A 17893-nucleotide genomic window follows, 5' to 3' on the forward strand; every position below is an offset into this window, starting at 1 on the left:
TATCAATATTACTTCATCACGATCCGGCTGGTTATAAGAACTTTTATAAGCGTTTCCATAATTTATTTAAAAGACATATTAGAAAAGAATATGTTTTAATTTTGTCTTACCAATAAGATGAAATTCATAAAGAAATAGTATAAGAAGCAATTTATTTCAAGGTTATTAGATCATTGTATTCAACAATGGTTTAATAACTTTTTTTGTTAAGCCATAATTAATTGATAAAATTAGAATTTTTTAAAAAATATATTTACTTTACTTTATTTAAGTGATACTATTTCATTTAAACAAATATAGATACAGTGGTTCTAAAATAGAACCGTAGTGAAGGCGGGATAAAATGACTTCAAAAACGTTAAATAAAGCTTTATCAGTACTTAACGCATTTACAATTGAAAAACCGACATGGGGGCTTAGAGAGCTTGCGAGACATTTGGGAATAAGTCATACAATTATTTATCGACTCTTAGTTACATTCGAACAAAATGGATATTTAATTTACGATGAGGAAACAAAAAAATATCAATTAGGAATTAAATTTATAGAGCTAAGCCAAGTGGTAGAAGAAAATTTAAACATTTCTAATGTATTAGAGCCAATTATGAAAAAGATTTCTGAAGAAACCGGGGAAAGTGTTGTTTTAACCATTCTCGATAATGAAGAGGGGGTGTATACCAAAATTATTGAGTCGAATCAGAATGTAAGGTTTTCTGAAACAGTCGGAAGAAGAAGCCCTTTATATATAGGCGCATCACATAAAATTATTTTAGCTTATTTACCTGTATCTGTACAAAAGAAGATATTTAATCAATGGAAAACAACCAAGAAGAAACAAAATGGTGCTATAGAGAAATTTATTAATAATATAGACAAAATCAAATTACAAGGCTGGTTATTTACTGCTAATGAAACATTTGATGAAGTATCGGCTGTGGCGATTCCATTATTTGATATGAAGAAGAATGTTATCGGTTCACTTTCTGTTGCTGGACCAAGCTATAGATTAACAAAAATTAAATCTGAAGAGATTGTAGAGATTCCAAAAAAGTATCAACAGGAAATAAACTTAATATTAGATAAAATCTATTTACCTTCAAAACGAAACGAATAAAGTGAGGAGGGGTAATTTGGACAAAATATTGGAGGTTAAGAATTTAGTAACAGGTTACCAAGGAAAAAATACATTTGTGAAAGCGGTTGATGGAGTTTCTTTTGATATTGACAGAGGAGAAACAGTCTGTATTGTTGGAGAATCAGGCAGTGGGAAGAGTGTTACATCGATGAGCATTATGAGATTAATAGAATATGAAAACGGCAAGATTATTGATGGAGATATTTTATTTAATGGTGAGAATATTGTAGAAAAAAATAATTATGAAATGAGAAAAATAAGGGGTTCAAAAATATCAATGATATTTCAAGAACCTTTAACAGCTTTAAATCCAGTATTTACAATAGGCAGACAAATTGTTGAAGCTATACGTTTTCATCAATCTGTAAAGAAAAAAGATGCATATAAGCAGGCAGAAGAATTGATTCAATTAGTAGGAATTTCAGATCCAAGGACAAGATTAAAGCAATATCCTTACGAATTATCGGGTGGTATGAGACAGAGGGTAATGATTGCTATAGCTTTAGCTTCAAATCCCCAACTATTAATTGCTGATGAGCCTACTACAGCACTCGATGTTACAATAGAAGCCCAAATTTTAGACTTACTGCGTAAGTTAAAAAAAGAGAAAAAAATGTCTATCATGCTTATTACACATGATATTGGAGTAGCTGCTGAAATGGCTGACAAAGTAATTATTATGTATGCAGGTAAAATAATGGAAGTTTCAAGTGCTGAAGATTTTTTTGAAAATCCGATTCATCCTTACTCAAGAGGTTTGTTAGAATCTGTCCCTAAAATGACAGGTGAAAGGGGAGTGAAACTTAATTCCATTTCAGGATCAATACCTAGTTTATCAAATGTTCCATCTGGATGTCGTTTTTCACCAAGATGCCCATTCGCTACGGAGCAGTGCATGAACCAGGAGCCAGTATTAGAGAATTTTAAAGATCGCCAGGTTGCTTGCTGGAATATAGATAATGTACTCCACGATCACGTAAAGAATCAAAAAGATACGGAGGTGTTTCAATGAATCCCCCTCTGCTAAAAATCGAAAATTTAAAAAAATACTTTGTCATTAAAAATGGCAACAGCTTCGTTGCTGCTAATAATAAAAAAGTTGTGAAAGCAATTGATGATGTTTCACTGGAAATCTTTCAAGGGGAAACATTAGGTTTAGTTGGAGAATCAGGCTGTGGGAAATCAACACTGGGAAAAAATATTCTGCGTTTACAAGAGCCAACTGAAGGACAAGTGTTTTTCAAAGATAAGGATATATTGAAATATAACAATCGTGAATTAAGAAGACTTCGTAAGGAAATGCAGATTATATACCAAGACCCTTTTGGTTCCTTGAACCCCAGATTTACTATCGGAGAGATTATTGGGGAGATGTATGAAATACACAAAACGGATAGGGAAATAGACAAATTGAGTGAAATAAAAAAAATGTTGGAGCTGGTAGGTCTTGACTCAGAAAAATATAACAGCTATCCACATGAATTGTCAGGCGGGCAAAGGCAGCGTGTAGGTATTGCAAGAGCCTTAGCTTTAAATCCGGATTTTGTTGTTGCAGATGAACCAGTATCTGCTTTGGATGTATCCGTTCAATCACAAATCATCAATTTACTAATGGATTTAAAAAAAGATCTCGGTCTGACTATGCTATTTATTGCGCATGGATTAAATGTTGTGCGGCATATCTCTGATCGTGTAGGTGTAATGTATTTAGGAAGAATTGTAGAAATTTCGGAAACAGATAATATATTTGATACACCTGCACATCCCTATACAGCTGCTTTATTATCAACAGTACCTGATGTTGATGTTAGCTTACGGAAAGAGAGAATTGTTTTTAAAGGAGAGGTTCCATCTCCTGCAAATCCACCATCAGGCTGTCATTTTCGGACAAGATGTCCCTTAGCTACAGAAAAATGTCAATTAGAAGTTCCAAAAATGCAAGAAGTTCGAAATGGACATTATGTTTCATGCCATTTTCCGCTTGGGGCTGACCAGTTATTAAAAGATGTTGTGTCAAACTTATAAATAAAAAGGATAGTTATGTGTTCAAAAAGTGATAGACAGTACTGTCAAATGTTAAGCAGGGGAAAAAGCATTACAAGGTAAAAATATATAGGCTAAAAACAGCTTTATTTATCAGAAAATTCCCATCTTAATGACAATAAGTTCCATCAGGATTTGAACACTTCTATAAAAATATTTCAATAAGGAGAGGTTAAAATGTCAACAAAGTTAGGGCAAGGAAAAAAGAAGGTATATGATGGTTATACATCTTTTCAGTATTTAGAAGCCGGAGTCGATTATAAAGAGTACAAGCTTTCTAAACAAAATGATCGTGTTACTCCATATGTATATTCTTTGTCAGAAGATGAAGAGGAACAAGTACAACAAATATTAGAAGAAGATTATATTGTTTCTATGCATGAGCATACATTTATTATGCCGGAAAACTTATTAGATTTTTTTGAATTCAGACGACAAGGAAGAGATTGGACAGGTTATAAAGCTTTAAGTGAATCAGGGCTGGATGTCGTGTTTGAAAATTTTATGGATGGAACAGCAATGGTAACATCTATGGCAGGATGGAAGTGGTCAGATGTTATTCATGATATTGGAATTCGATATAGTGATATAGCTCATCAAGATTTGCTGATTAAAGCAGAGAGAATTTCTGACTTATATCGGGCGAAAAAAGAAGGTAAAATTGCATTTGTCGGTGCTTTAGAGTCTTCGACAATGATAGAAAATGAGTTGGATAGGCTAGACATACTTTATGGATTTGGAATTCGGACAATGGGGATAGTGTATTCTGAAGCCAACCAATTAGGAGCCGGACTGAGAGAACCAAATGATGCTGGCTTGACTGTTTTTGGTAAACAAGCGGTCCGAAGAATGAATAAGTTAGGTATTACCATTGATGTATCACATGCGGGAGATCAAACCTCTCTGGACACCATTGAGGAAAGTGAAAAGCCAGTTACCATTAACCATGCTGGAGCAAGAGCATTGTGGGATACGAAGCGTTTGAAGCCAGACAGTGTTATTAAAGCATGTGCCGAAAAAGGAGGCGTGATTGGTATTGAAGCAGCACCCCATTCTACAATCACTAAAGCCCACCCTGAACACAATATAGAATCATTCATGGAACACTTTGAGTATGTTGCTAATTTAGTTGGTATTGATCACGTAGCTTTTGGTCCAGATACATTATTCGGTGACCATGTAGGTACACATGACCTTTTAGCTGGACAATTATCAATCAAAAGTGCGCAAATGCCTGGTTTGAAGAAAGTAGAATATGTAAAAGGATTAGAAAACCCTGCCGAATGTATGCCAAATATTATAAGGTGGTTAGTTAAAAAAGGTTATAGTCGTGAAGACATCCGTAAAGTAGCAGGTGGAAATGTACTGAGAGTATTAGAGGCAACATGGGCTAAATAATTTTATAGTCAAGGGGAGAATAACAAAGTGAATAAAAAGATTATTGTTATTACAATTATTGGAATAATCGGAATGTTATTTATGAATGCCTGTTCTTACGGAGCTGATAATACTTCAACTGCTAACAACGATAAGGAAGAAGATGTACAAAAGGGCGGAAAAGTATCGATACCTATAGTTGCGGATCCAACTTTTAATCCTTGGCATCCTAATGCATACGCTGAGTCAAATGTAGTAAATAGAGTATTATTTTCAAGCTTGACTAAGCCTGGTAAAGATCTTGCTCCTTCTCCAGATTTAGCTGAAGAGTGGGAAGTCTCAGATGATGAATTAGAGTGGACTTTTTTCTTACGGGATGATGTATTGTGGCACGATGGAGAGAAGTTTACAGCAGATGATGTAGCATATACTTTTAATGAAATTGTTCTGAATGAAGAGTTAGGAGCGAATAACTCTTCTTATTTCGGACAACTGAATGAGGTAGAGATCGTAGATGAGTATACTGTGAAATTTGTATTAGAAAGTCCTGTCGCTGCTCTTCCTGCATATTTAGGTTTTAATACGGAAATCCTTCCAAAACATATATTTGAAGGAGAAGACCCTTGGGATTTGACCTCTTTTAATAAAGAAAATCCTATAGGAACGGGTGCTTTCAAATTAAAAAATTATAATTCCGGGCAAAGTGTCGTTTTGGAAAGAAATGAGGATTACTACGGAGAAACTGCACTGCTGGATGAAGTGGAATATAAAGTACTTGGAGATGCTAATACGCATGTTGCCCAGATTTTGACTGGAGAATTATCGATTTTTGCTTTAGATGATTTAGCGGCTATTGAAAAAATAGAAAATGCCGATGGAGTAGATGTTTATGCCCGGGATACGACAAGATTTTTTTGGCTAATTTTAAATCAGGAAATAGAGAAATATCAGAATAAGGAAGTTAGACAAGCAATACTCCATGCGATTGACCGGCAAACTATTATTGATACCGTTTTAAAAGGCTATGCAACAATAGCTGATTCCGGCATTGCGCCAGCATTGCAGCAATATTATACAGAAGATGTTACCAGAATCGAGTATGATCCAGATCTAGCTAAAGAACTATTAAAGGAAGCCGGATGGGAGGATTCTGATGGAGATGGAATCTTAGATAAAGATGGAGAACCATTTACAATTGATTTCGAAATAGGAATTCAGGGCGATTTGGAAGCAGTCTCTCAAATGGTACAGCAATATTTGGAGGAAATAGGAATAAAAGTGAATTTAAATGCAATGGAATGGAATACAATGATTCAGCAGGTTGTAGTTGAGAGAGATTATGAGATGACTTTAAACTGGTGGAGATACCCTGCTGATCCTGATTTATCTGCTTATATGCACTCCAAAAATGTAAACGGGAATAATATACCTGGATATAAAAATGAGGAGTTAGATAAACTGCTGGATGCAGGCGCACAAACCAGTGATATAGAAGAACGGCAAGATATATATATTGAAGCACAGCAATTAATGGCTGAAGAGTTACCGTATTTATTTTTATGGTATCCACAAGAGGCTCAGGTACGCATTGACAAATTAAAAGGAGTTCCAGACTTATCTTTTGGAGATGCTCTTCATTATATTAATGAATGGTATTTAGAAGAATAAAATTATATATAGAAGTGCGCTGTAGGGCGCACTTCTATATATTCATAACGTCCCAATGTCAGGAGGGAGTTTTATTGCTGAAATTTCTAATAAATAGATTCGGACAAAGTATTATTTTATTATTAATTGTTACTGTTATTACATTTTTTCTTATTAATCTAGCTCCTGGTGGCCCATCAAGTACGATGAGAATGGATGCTTCTCCAGAGGAAAGACAGGCTATGGTAGAGAAGTTAGGATTGGACCAGCCTGTTATTGTCAGGTATGCAAGTTGGTTGAAAGGAGCATTTTCTGGCGATTTAGGCACTTCATTCACTTCTAATGAACCTGTTGTTCAAAGAATCGCAGAAAGACTGCCATATACTATTGAGCTGACATTTTTTACTATTATTATATCTATTATTATTGGTATTCCAGTTGGTATACTATCTGCAATAAAAAGAGGAAGTGTACCAGACCATATTATTAACTTTTTTAGCGTAGTCGGTCTCTCTGTTCCAGCTTTCTGGTTAGGGTTAATGTTGATTCTATTATTTTCAATCAATTTGGGCTGGCTGCCCTCTTCAGGAGTAGGTGCAAGAGGAACAGACTTTGATTTATGGGGATGGATTTCACATTTAATTATGCCGGTTCTCATCCTGACAACTACCATTTTACCGAATATAGTCAGATTTACCCGCTCCTCTATGCTGGAGGTTATTTCCCAAAACTATATCCGGACAATTCGTGCTAAGGGAGCCAAGGAATCGATTGTAATCTATATTCACGCTCTAAGAAATGCTTTAATTCCAATTATTACGATTATCGGTGTGTTAATTCCAAGACTTTTAAGTGGTGCTGTAATTACAGAAGCTATATTTGGCTGGACGGGTATTGGTACACTGATTCTAGAAGCTGCCAGAGGAAGAGATTATCCGCTGGTCATGGGCATTACAATTGTAATTACTATTGTTGTTATCTTATGTAATCTAATAGTAGATATTGTTTATTCACGTGTTGATCCAAGGGTGAAAAATGTATAAACAGGCAGGAGGCAGCAAGATGAATGCATCTACTAATATAAATGTTAAGAAAAAAGATATTCTTAAAAAAAGAAGCAGGAAAAATATTCTGCTTCAAAGATTAAGTAGAAATAAAATAGCTTATGTATCTCTTTGTTTTTTGATTTTAGTTCATATTATTGTTTTTATTGGTCCTCTTGTATGGAAAGTAAGTCCAACAGGATTACAGGATGCAGGTGCTTTGGCAAATTGGTCACTACAGCACCCAATGGGAACCGATGATTTAGGACGAGATGTGTTCTCAAGGATGCTATATGGTGGCAGAATTACTTTAATAGTAGGATTAGCTGCTATGCTATTTGCTTTACTGATTGGTACTATAATAGGAGCCTGCGCGGGCTTTTTCAGAGGATACGTTGAAACAGTCCTGATGAGATTTACAGAGGCAATGATGGCTATTCCGAATTTCTTTTTTGTACTGGTAGCATTAACAGTACTAGGAACCAGCCCTGTTATGGTAGTTATTGTTATTGCATTATCAGGCTGGATGGAGATAGCGCGGGTAGTTTATGGAGAGACATTAAAATGGAAGGAATATGAATTTGTAGAAGCTGCAAATGCTTCAGGAGCTACTTCTATCAGGATTCTTACGAAGTACATTATTCCACAAATTATACCTTCTATTATCGTTTCAGGAACTTTAACCATTGCAGCGGCCATTTTAACTGAAAGTGCAATAAGTTATCTGGGAATGGGAATACAGCCACCTACACCAACCTGGGGAAATATGCTTCAGGATTCACAACAATATATTTGGACTGCACCTATTTTAGGTGTTTTACCCGGAGCAGCTATAACAATAGTAGTGTTAGCATATAACTTTTTAGGTGATGGGCTTAGGGATGCACTAGATCCAAGATTTGTGAAAAAATAAAAACGGAGTGAATAGATATGTATATAACCATTAATGATAATCAATTATATTATGAGGTTCATGGAAATGAAGAAGGGGAAACAATATTTTTTATACATGGGGCACCAGGGCTGAGTGACTGCCGGGGCGATATAAAATCTTTTTCTGCTTTGGGTGACAAGTATCGTTTAGTTTTTCTGGATATGAGAGGGTCTGGACGTTCTGAAAATAATCCGCCTTTTACGCATGAACAATGGACTGCTGATATAGAAGAATTAAGAAAGCATTTAGTTGGTGGACCAATAATTATATTAGGTGGTTCCTATGGCGGTTTTCTCACTCTTGAGTATGTATTAAGATACCCAGAAAATGTTACACATGTATTACTTAGAGACACCTCAGCAAATAATGAATTTGATCATTTATCAATTGATAAAGCCTTAGAGAGCAATTTACCGGGAATTACAGAAGACGGTATAAACAGGTTATTTAAGGGTGAAGTAGGATCAAACGAAGAATTAAAGGAGATGTTTGCTGCTATCCAGCCGTTATATACAGTAAAATATGATGAACAAGCAGTTCAACAAAGGCTAAATTCTATTTACTATCGTTATGAGACACATAATTTTGCTTTTAAATATAATAAACCAAAATTTAATCTTGTTCCCAGTCTTCAAAATATTAAAGTACCTACATTAGTAACTGTTGGCAGGCACGATTGGATTACTCCTGTTGAAAGCTCAGAATTAATTGCGAAGAATATCCCGAATGCGCAGCTGGTTATTTTTGAAAACAGCGGTCATTCTCCACAACAGGAAGAGAATAAAAAATTCATTCAGCTTATAAGAGATTTCCTTGTTTAGATATATAAATGTTAGATTATATAGAGACTCCCAAAAGTACATGCGCTATTAGTATGTACTTTTTACATGTTTGGAAAACACAAAACATTAAAGAAGCGTGTATAAGAATGCTATAGAGAATAGTATCTAACCGTATATCTGTTGACGATATGAAAACCTTATATTAATATATTCAATATACGAATATAAGGTGAGGGAGGTAATGATTTGGAAAGACATTTACTTATACCAGCTTTTCCTAAGACAGAGCTAAATGCAGTCAATTCCTTAGCAATAAATCTTTTTACAAATATTCAGCTGGTTGATTACTATTTAAATGGCTCTTCTAAGCAAAATGATTGGATAAGAAATTTTTCAGCTGATTTATCGGAAACTTCTAAAAAAGACTTGAAATTACTAAGAACGGTGTTTGCCCATAGCGTGATTTTAAGAGATTTTTATATTAAAAAGAATTCTGATTTAACCGGGAATTGGGATTTATTTATCCAGTGGTGGGAGCAGCTTGATGAGGCCGATATACTGGCGCTTGTTATCTATGGAATTAGAGAAACAATGGACTATTACCATAAATACATACCCCGTATGCTGGCTGTAGAAGAAGTGATGCAGGAGGTTCGTCTGGAAGAAGAGTCATTATTTCAAGACTCTGATATGCGCAGACAAGCTGTGAAAGCAGTATTACTTAGCTGGTCTGTTCCTATCGAAAAAATAAATAAAATAGCAGAGCATTACGATAATCTATCTTTTATTAAAGAAAGTATTATCAGATTGCTCAGAACATTTTGGAATTCAGGAGTAAACCAACAGTGGCAAAGTAACCAAAGAGCTCTGGTAACATGGGTTAGGCAGCACGAAACTTTGTTGAAAAAATCCTACCCTACAAACGGAGCAGCAATTTTTGAAATAACCGGCCTATATCCAGACACCCGTGAATTAGAGAAAATAAACAGAGCGGAATACCTAACCTTTATACCTTCCTCCAATCTGGAGAGATTACTGACTTTTACCCGGTTCGATAAGCATATTTATCTTATGTTTGATCCAAAAGTAGAAGCTGGTAGAAATAAAGAAAAGCTGTCAGGTTATTCTTCTGCTTTTGAAGGGTTAGGGGATATAACAAGGCTGCAAATCATTGATTTATTAGCTGAGAATAAAGAAATGTTCGCTCAACAGATTATCCAACAACTGAATTTGAAGCAAAGCACCGTTTCACGCCATTTAAACCAGCTGCAGCAAGCAAATCTAGTGACGGTACATCAGGAAGGAAATACAAAGTATTTTTCTATAAATGAAGATGAACTGAAAAAAGTAGCAGCGACCTTAAATTCATTTTTAAAGGTTTAGAAAGAGAGGGAGAAGGATGACAGCATTTCAAATCGAATAGTTAAATACAATTGTTGTACCAGTAAAGGATTTAAATAGATCGATCGACTTTTATAAGAATGTATTACATTTAGAGCAGACATTTACCGACGAAAGTATGGCTTTCTTTTTGGTTAGAGCGTCTGAAGAAAAAACGACTATACTATTACATTTAATTGATGAGCCTGAACCGGTGGAAAAAGGAGTTGTTATTGAATTTCTGGTCAATGATGTTACTTCAGCTATTTCATCGATGAAAAGGAAACATACAGAAGTCATTCAAGAACCTGTTAATAGACCTTGGGGTGTGAAAGAAGCAGTCATTTCTGATCCTGATGGATACAGAATTTGGATTGTAGAAAATTTAACCCATGTAAAATAGCGAGGAGTGATGATGGAAGTGAAAATTGAAAAAGCAGCTACAGAGCATGCAAAGGAAATTGCTGCAATTTGTTCCTCTGGATGGAGACAGACAGTAGCAGGGAAGTTCAGTCAGGATTATCAGGATAAGAATGTCACAAAATGGTATACTCCGGAACGCATTAAGCAGGATATAGAAATAGGCTCCTATACCCATACTGCCATTATTGATTCAAAGGTGGCAGGCGTCATTGGCGGTAAGGTCATGGACTCTGGTGTAAGCAGGCTTTTCGTATTATATGTTGATGAAAAATATCGGTATCAGGGAATAGGGAAACAATTATTAGAAATATTTACAAAGGAACACAAAGAGCAAGGCGCAACAGAGCAGTGGGTGTCTGTGCAGGACGATAATCAAAGGGGGATTCCATTCTATGAGGCAAGAGGATTTATGTTGCGTGAAAAAAGAAACGGGATGACGGATACTGGCGAAGCTTTTGTGAATTTGCAGTATTCAAGGAGCATTTAGTTTTATTCTTAACTTTCCGATCCAAGTAGTATTTTTCTTCCTTTATGCTTCGAAATTAATATGTAAAAATTGAATCTTTTGTAATATAGAAAAGCGAAATGATTGAATATTGGAAGTAGAATAAAGTGAGATGTAGTTATGATGCAATGTGGCTGTGATAAACTTGAATGGGTGAATACTTTATTATAAGAATTGAATAAAAAAAGTAGTTTTAGTTAATAGGAGGCTTAAATTATGACAAAAATAATTATAGACGATAGTATAATAAATGAAATACCTGTATTAAGTATATATCCAGAAAAAATAGTCAAAGCCCCATTAGTTTTTTATATTCATGGTTATGGTGCTGATAGAGAACAAGCATTAGACTATGGATATATGCTTGCTAAAAAAAGTTTTTATTATGTGAGTATAGATTGTAAAGACCATGGTAAGAGAAAAAAAGCCAATAAAAACAGTAAGTTTTCTTCCGTGTTCCCTCTGGATACTGGGTTGGATACATATGTCCATATGCATGAAATTATTGAGCAGGCAGGTATTGATATACAATATTTAATTGATTATTTTAAAAATAAGGAACAAATTGATGCTGATAGAATCGGAGTATCAGGGTTCTCCATGGGAGGATACGCTTCATTTTATGTAGCTGCAAATAATCCCGCTATTAAGGCTGCAGTGCCAGTGGCCGGTAAACCCGCTTTTGAGAAGGCATGGGAAGATAGCATTGCATCAACTGCTACTTATGAACAATGGAAGATACCGCTTCAAGACGTAAAAAGCGAAATAAAAGAACGTACGGAATTTTTCCGGAAGATAGATCCATTTGAAAAATTCAGTAATTTTTCCCCCAAGCCCTTATTAATTATTAATGGTGATCAAGACATGGATTCTATTTTTATCTACTCGTTGGAGCTCTATAAGAAGCTATTGCCACTTTACTCTGAACATCCAGATAAACTCCAGCTTAGTATGCCTTTTATTAACCACCAATTTGATTATAATATGAAACTAAAAGCAAGCAATTGGTTTAAAAAATATCTTGGTTAGTATTTGATTGAGGATACAAGCAAATTTAAATCTACAACACAATCGAGGAATTCATATGAACTTTAAATTGGACCGTTCAGCAAAATCTCCATTATATCAACAAATAGCAGCATATATCGAAAACGGAATTTCTACAGGTGAGTTTTCTCCGGACACTGCGTTGCCTTCAGAACGTCAGCTGGCGAAAGAACTACAGGTTAATCGTAGCACAGTAGTTGCCGCTTATGATGAGCTGCAATCGATAGGAATTGTTGAAAGAAGAAAAGGCAGCGGAACACATATCAGTACAGATATTTGGGGGATTTCCGATAAAAGAATCCCTAACTGGGGAAGGTATGTGGAGGATGGTTCGTTTCTTCCTAATTTGCCATTAGTTCAAAAAATACGGACAGAAACCCAAAATAATGACATGATAAATATGGCAAGCGGGGAATTAGCAGCTGACTTGTTCCCTGCAGAGCAGTTCCATTCTATTTTTAAAGAGAAGCCATTTACAGAGCATCTGGGCTATGATCACCCTCAAGGAAATATTAATTTGAGGGAAACCATTTCCAATCATCTCTATGCATATAAAAGAATCTCTAACGATGCAGAATCTATTCTGATCACATCCGGTGCGCAGCAGGCACTTCACTTAATCGTACAATGTTTACTGAAGCCGGGAGATGCAGTAGCGATAGAGGACCCGTCTTATGCTTATTCATTGCCTTTATTTAAATCAGCAGGTTTACGTACCTATTTATTAAAAAGCGATGAACACGGAATCAACCCGGAGGATATAATTGAATTGCATAAAAAGCACCGTATACGGATGGTATTTATCAATCCTGATTTTCAAAATCCGACTGGTGTGCAGATGCCGTTAAGCAGAAGAAAAAGAATATTAGAGATTTCATCTGATTATGGTATTCCTATTGTAGAGGATGACCCGTACAGTATTACGGCGTTTAATGGGAATGTAGCATCTTCTTTAAAGCGGATGGATAATAACGGAAATGTATTATATATCAGTTCCTTATCCAAAATTGTCGCCTCTGGATTACGGATCGGCTGGATTGTTGGTCCGGAAAAAGTAATCCAGCGTTTAGCTGATGCCAAACAGCAGATTGATTTCGGACACAGTATTTTTCCGCAGTGGGTGGCAAATGAATTTATTGGTTCTCCGCAATTTGATGAGCATATTCATAAGGTTAGACAGCAGCTGGAAGTACGCAGAAAACAATTATCAAAAGCGCTTATTCATTTTTTGGGAGATAAGGTGGAGTTTATCGAACCAAATGGCGGGATTCATTTATGGTGTAAACTGAAAGAACCTGTCGATGAATTTCAATTGCTGAATGAATCTATGAAAAGAGGACTTGCTTTTGTTCCCGGATCTATTTTTGGTGAGAGCAAAGGGTTCGTTCGTTTCACTTATGGCAGAAGTAATCCTTCAGATATTTGGAAGGGGATATCTAGACTTTCTGAAGCTCTTCAGCATTTGCATAAAAGTAACCCATCTATTAATAACTAAAGTGGATGGGTTATTTTTATGCGAATTGGATGGTATCATTATTCAAATATACGCTACAATGAAAGTTAGGATAAAATTGAAATTTATTAGCAAGTAACGCTGTCTTCTATTAAAGCAGGAAATGCAGCTTATTAGGGAGTTGGAATTTAGAAATGACATGGACCTTTGTATTAATCACGATAGCAGGAATTATAGTGAAATTTTTAACCAGCCCACCGAGTGCTTTGGTCGGATGGTTCTTAAATAAATTTGAGTTACATCCAAAAATTGATGTATCAAACAGTACTGTACTATTCGATGGAGAATACTTGGATGAAGACGAAAAAAGCAGATTTATAGATTCTTTTAATAAAGCTCAATTTTTAAACAAGAATCATATCTTTCCTGGCAAGGAAGAGTTATTTCTCCATCCTGAAACAAATATTACACCATATATTGTTCATTTTAAAAAGAAGAATAAAGAAATGACATTCCATGTTTTCAACTATGAAAATCATGTTGATGTAGTGAAACAATGGAAGAAAAAAATGGCTTCCTACACCCTTGATTCTGAGTATCTGCAAAGGAAGCTTTGACAGACAGCAAGCCGCGCAATGCCTGAGGCTGTGTGAATGAAGCTGTATGAACTATTTAATTTTTTGAAAGGTGGGGAAGGAAGCATGATGAACATCCTTATCATAGTGGTTATTGTTGTATGTATTCTTGCATTGATTGGAACGCTTCTTATCACAAGAATGCTTGATGACAATTACGAACGTAAGAAAAGCTTCTCAAGTCTCTCTTATATTTATTTTCTTGGTTTGCCTGCGATTATTTTAGCTTCGGTTCTTATATGGGTTTTTATCTAGTATCTTACTTAAAGTTTTAGATTGGATGTATACGCAGCAATAGAACTTCTATTATATAGGAAGTTCTATTGCTGTTTTTTGATTTTTAAATAAAATTATCCCGGTGCTGAAATAATAAAATCAATCTATCTAACAGTTGCTTATGTAAGTGATTATTCGCTATCATAAAGGAATAAACAGAATGAAAGTGAGAGGAATAAAAAATGCGTAAACTAAATATTGCTAACCTGGATACACCAATTAAAAAACTGGAAAAACTGAGCGATAAGCTGGGGAAAAATATCTTTATGAAGCGCGATGATTTTACGGGTATTGAAGTCTCAGGCAACAAAGTAAGAAAGCTGGAGTATATTATTGCCTATGCGCTGGATAATGGCTACGATACCATTATTACAACAGGTGCTATTCAATCAAATCATGCCCGGGCGACTGCTGCTGTCTGTGCGATGATGAATTTAGAGTGCCACCTGGTACTTAGAGGTGAAGTAAAAGAATATGAAGGAAATTTATTCCAGGATGATATGCTTGGAGCAAATGTAAATATTATTCCTCCCAGTGCATCAAGGGAAGATGCGATGGAGGAGCTGAAGCAAAAGCTGGAATCTCAAAAGAAAAAAGTATTGATTATTCCGGTTGGTGCATCAAATGCAATCGGGTCTTACGGTTATATTAATTGCTACAACGAAATTATAAAGCAGGAAGTAGAGATGGGTATTCATTTTGATTCTATCAACCTTGCAATCGGATCTGGCGGAACATATGCAGGACTCTGGTATGCAAATGAAGAAGCCGATACCAGAAAGAAAATCATTGGCTATTCTGTTGACCAGATAGCAGAAGTGTTCAAAGAAGATGTGATGAAAATTGTAATTGATCTGGAAGACACTGACCATCATTTTGATTCTATTTCCATTAATGACAGCTATATTGGACTTGGCTACGGTCAAGCAACAGATGAAGAACTGGCATTTTATATGGACGTTGCTAAAAGCGAGGGAATTATTCTTGACCCAGTTTATACAGGAAAAGCTTTTAAAGGATTAGTAACCGAAATAAAAAATGGGAATTATGATGATCAAGAAAATATTCTATTCATTCATACCGGAGGACAGCAAGGATATACAAAAGAGATGAGAGAGAGAATGAAGGATGTTTTAAGAAAGAATGACAGGGCGTAATTTTTATTTGCAGAAAGCTATGATAGTGCACGTATAAGCTTCCACTTAAAAAGACAAGGGGATATTGTGAAAACAGTATTTCTTTGTCTTTTTACATAAATGTGATGAAGACATTGTTACCTGGAAGATTCGGTGAATTACAGAGGTTATATCACTTGGTGTACAATAGAGAAAAGGATGTTGAAACGAACAGACAGAATATTTTGCAGGTCTTAAAGATGGGGGGAAATAAATTGAGAATTTGGAAAGAAAATAAACATTGCATTTTAATCAAAACACCTGAACTATTTGATTTTAAGACAAATTTAAATTATTTACGGAGAGACCCCAATGAATGCATGTATGAGATAGAAGAAGATAGAATTACACGTGTGATTGAAATAAATCATCTGCGTACGTTGGTACGTATAAGTGAAGCAGACAGTGAATATTTGGCTGTGGAGTTTTTAGCCGGGGGGAAGCTGGAATCAATGGAAGACAAGAAAGCAATAGTACGCTATGTTGAAGAGTGGTTTGATTTTGAAACCGATCTTATACCCTTTTATAAAATGGGAAGCAAGGATCCATTGCTTGAGCAGGCTATTGAAAGATTTTATGGCCTCAGAATTATAGGATTACACGATTTATTTGAAGCCCTGTGCTGGGGAATTTTGGGGCAACAGATTAATCTGACATTTGCGTATACGTTAAAACGTCAATTTGTTGAAAAATTTGGTGAGACCTTGGAATATGAAGGGAAAATTTATTGGATTTTCCCTTCATTTGATAAAATTTCTGGATTAAGTCCTGAAGATATGTCTGACATTAAAATGACAAAAAAGAAAAGGGAATATATTATCGGTATCGCTGAGCTGATGGCAAAGGGAGATTTGACAAAAGAAAAATTGCTGTATTTAGATGAGTTGAAGCAAGCCGAAAGAGAGTTGACCCAAATTAGGGGGATCGGTCCATGGACTGCTAATTATGTGTTAATGCGCTGTCTGCGCTATCCGGATGCTTTTCCTATTGATGATGCAGGGTTGATCAATGCTATTAAACTGGTCACGGAAATGGAGCGGAAACCAACAAAAGAAGAGATTAGAGAATTGACATCAGAATGGAAGAACTGGGAGTCCTATGCTACATTTTATTTATGGAGAATGTTGTATTAATTGTATTAAACAGTATAAGTTCATCGATCCGTAGAGCAGGAATAATTTAGATGCGTAAATTAAATCATGAAGGGGTAAATTTAGATGGGGAAAATAGTTCGACCTAAACCTTTCTTCTTAAAAGGCGGCGAAAGAGCTGTTTTGTTATTACATTCATTTACCAGCAGTACAGTCGATATGAAGAAACTGGGCAGATTTCTGAATCAGGAAAATTACACTTGCTTTGCACCATTATATAAAGGCCACGGATTATCTGCAGAACAATTAATTCTTACGGGTCCTGATGATTGGTGTGGAAGCGTCGAAGCAGGGTATCATTTTTTAAAGAATGAAGGCTATCAGAATATCGCTGTCATTGGAATATCGTTAGGCGGAATTTTAGCTTTAAATACAGGACAAAAATGGAACGTTAACGGTATTGTTACAATGTCAGCTCCATATCAAAGAGAGGTAAATGCATTAAAACGCCGTGTCCAAAGGTATGCGCGAACGTATAAACAACTGGAAGGAAAATCAGAACAGCAGATTTCTTATGAATTAAATAACTTAGAAGAGAATTCATTAAACAGTTTAATAAAATTTGAGAAACATATTGATTTAACCATGGAAGAGCTATCAAAAATTGATAAACCAATAAGTATTTATTATGGGGAACTGGATGAGCCTTTGTATAAAGAAAGTGCAGATTATATCTATCGAAATGTGTCTTCTAAAAATAAAATTTTGAAAAGATATTCCAATTCCAGACATATAATGCTGGCAGATAAGGATCAGGAACAAATTCAAGCTGATATTTTATCGTTTTTGAATAATTTACAATGGTGATTTATGATAGAAAACTATTAGTGGAATTCTCCTTTCTAAATAGAAAGTGGAAATAAATCTATCAAGAACAGATGAGCTAA

At 35.4% G+C, this 17893-nt stretch carries 18 protein-coding genes; all 18 read left to right on the forward strand.

Translation table 11 applies throughout. From position 1 onward, the window contains the following. Window positions 1-343 precede the first annotated feature (343 nt). The 18 genes from OSO01_RS11120 (at window position 344) to OSO01_RS11205 (ending at window position 17813) form a co-directional block, all read left to right on the forward strand. Window positions 344-1114 (forward strand): IclR family transcriptional regulator, encoded by a 771-nt coding sequence (locus tag OSO01_RS11120; protein WP_147210496.1) that lies wholly within the window; start codon window positions 344-346, stop codon window positions 1112-1114. 16 nt (window positions 1115-1130) lie between these two features. After that, window positions 1131-2147: an ABC transporter ATP-binding protein gene (locus OSO01_RS11125; protein ID WP_147210497.1), complete on the forward strand. Its 1017-nt coding sequence runs from the start codon at window positions 1131-1133 to the stop codon at window positions 2145-2147. After that, the gene (locus tag OSO01_RS11130) at window positions 2144-3160 is read left to right on the forward strand and encodes an ABC transporter ATP-binding protein (protein WP_147210498.1); all 1017 of its coding nucleotides are present in this window, start codon (window positions 2144-2146) and stop codon (window positions 3158-3160) included. The genes OSO01_RS11125 and OSO01_RS11130 overlap by 4 nt, the downstream gene beginning before the upstream one ends. Window positions 3161-3355: 195 nt before the next feature. Further along, a complete protein-coding gene (locus OSO01_RS11135; protein WP_147210499.1) occupies window positions 3356-4576 on the forward strand; it encodes a dipeptidase in 1221 nt (406 codons plus the stop codon). 27 nt (window positions 4577-4603) lie between these two features. Next, window positions 4604-6223 carry an ABC transporter substrate-binding protein gene (locus tag OSO01_RS11140; RefSeq protein ID WP_246145128.1) on the forward strand — a complete coding sequence of 540 codons (1620 nt, stop codon included), beginning with the start codon at window positions 4604-4606 and terminating at the stop codon, window positions 6221-6223. A 74-nt stretch (window positions 6224-6297) separates the two neighbouring features. Continuing rightward, the gene (locus OSO01_RS11145; RefSeq protein ID WP_147210500.1) at window positions 6298-7245 is read left to right on the forward strand and encodes an ABC transporter permease; all 948 of its coding nucleotides are present in this window, start codon (window positions 6298-6300) and stop codon (window positions 7243-7245) included. Window positions 7246-7264: 19 nt separating this feature from the next. Continuing rightward, on the forward strand, window positions 7265-8158 hold the full coding sequence (locus tag OSO01_RS11150; RefSeq protein ID WP_147210501.1) for an ABC transporter permease: 894 nt from the start codon (window positions 7265-7267) through the stop codon (window positions 8156-8158). 17 nt (window positions 8159-8175) lie between these two features. Next, window positions 8176-9000: an alpha/beta fold hydrolase gene (locus OSO01_RS11155; protein WP_147210502.1), complete on the forward strand. Its 825-nt coding sequence runs from the start codon at window positions 8176-8178 to the stop codon at window positions 8998-9000. Between the two features lie 207 nt (window positions 9001-9207). After that, window positions 9208-10344 carry an ArsR/SmtB family transcription factor gene (locus tag OSO01_RS23715; protein ID WP_246145129.1) on the forward strand — a complete coding sequence of 379 codons (1137 nt, stop codon included), beginning with the start codon at window positions 9208-9210 and terminating at the stop codon, window positions 10342-10344. A 49-nt stretch (window positions 10345-10393) separates the two neighbouring features. Further along, window positions 10394-10744 (forward strand): VOC family protein, encoded by a 351-nt coding sequence (locus OSO01_RS11165; protein ID WP_147210503.1) that lies wholly within the window; start codon window positions 10394-10396, stop codon window positions 10742-10744. Between the two features lie 12 nt (window positions 10745-10756). Continuing rightward, on the forward strand, window positions 10757-11251 hold the full coding sequence (locus OSO01_RS11170) for a GNAT family N-acetyltransferase (protein WP_147210555.1): 495 nt from the start codon (window positions 10757-10759) through the stop codon (window positions 11249-11251). A gap of 234 nt (window positions 11252-11485) precedes the next feature. After that, complete coding sequence (locus OSO01_RS11175; protein ID WP_147210504.1) at window positions 11486-12298, forward strand: alpha/beta hydrolase family protein; 813 nt, start codon at window positions 11486-11488, stop codon at window positions 12296-12298. A 55-nt stretch (window positions 12299-12353) separates the two neighbouring features. Next, the gene (gene pdxR, locus OSO01_RS11180; RefSeq protein WP_147210505.1) at window positions 12354-13811 is read left to right on the forward strand and encodes a MocR-like pyridoxine biosynthesis transcription factor PdxR; all 1458 of its coding nucleotides are present in this window, start codon (window positions 12354-12356) and stop codon (window positions 13809-13811) included. Window positions 13812-13963: 152 nt separating this feature from the next. Beyond that, on the forward strand, window positions 13964-14386 hold the full coding sequence (locus OSO01_RS11185) for a YfmQ family protein (RefSeq protein ID WP_147210506.1): 423 nt from the start codon (window positions 13964-13966) through the stop codon (window positions 14384-14386). Between the two features lie 84 nt (window positions 14387-14470). Then, window positions 14471-14659 carry a BshB3 potential contributor to bacillithiol synthesis gene (locus OSO01_RS11190; protein WP_147210507.1) on the forward strand — a complete coding sequence of 63 codons (189 nt, stop codon included), beginning with the start codon at window positions 14471-14473 and terminating at the stop codon, window positions 14657-14659. 203 nt (window positions 14660-14862) lie between these two features. Further along, window positions 14863-15837: a D-cysteine desulfhydrase family protein gene (locus tag OSO01_RS11195; protein ID WP_147210508.1), complete on the forward strand. Its 975-nt coding sequence runs from the start codon at window positions 14863-14865 to the stop codon at window positions 15835-15837. Between the two features lie 239 nt (window positions 15838-16076). Continuing rightward, window positions 16077-16988, forward strand: coding sequence for a DNA-3-methyladenine glycosylase 2 (locus OSO01_RS11200; protein WP_246145135.1), 912 nt, complete (start codon window positions 16077-16079; stop codon window positions 16986-16988). A gap of 84 nt (window positions 16989-17072) precedes the next feature. After that, window positions 17073-17813, forward strand: coding sequence for an alpha/beta hydrolase (locus tag OSO01_RS11205; RefSeq protein WP_147210509.1), 741 nt, complete (start codon window positions 17073-17075; stop codon window positions 17811-17813). The last annotated feature ends 80 nt before the right edge of the window (window positions 17814-17893 follow it).

The organism is Oceanobacillus sojae (assembly GCF_007991515.1).
Lineage (GTDB): Bacteria > Bacillota > Bacilli > Bacillales > Amphibacillaceae > Oceanobacillus > Oceanobacillus sojae.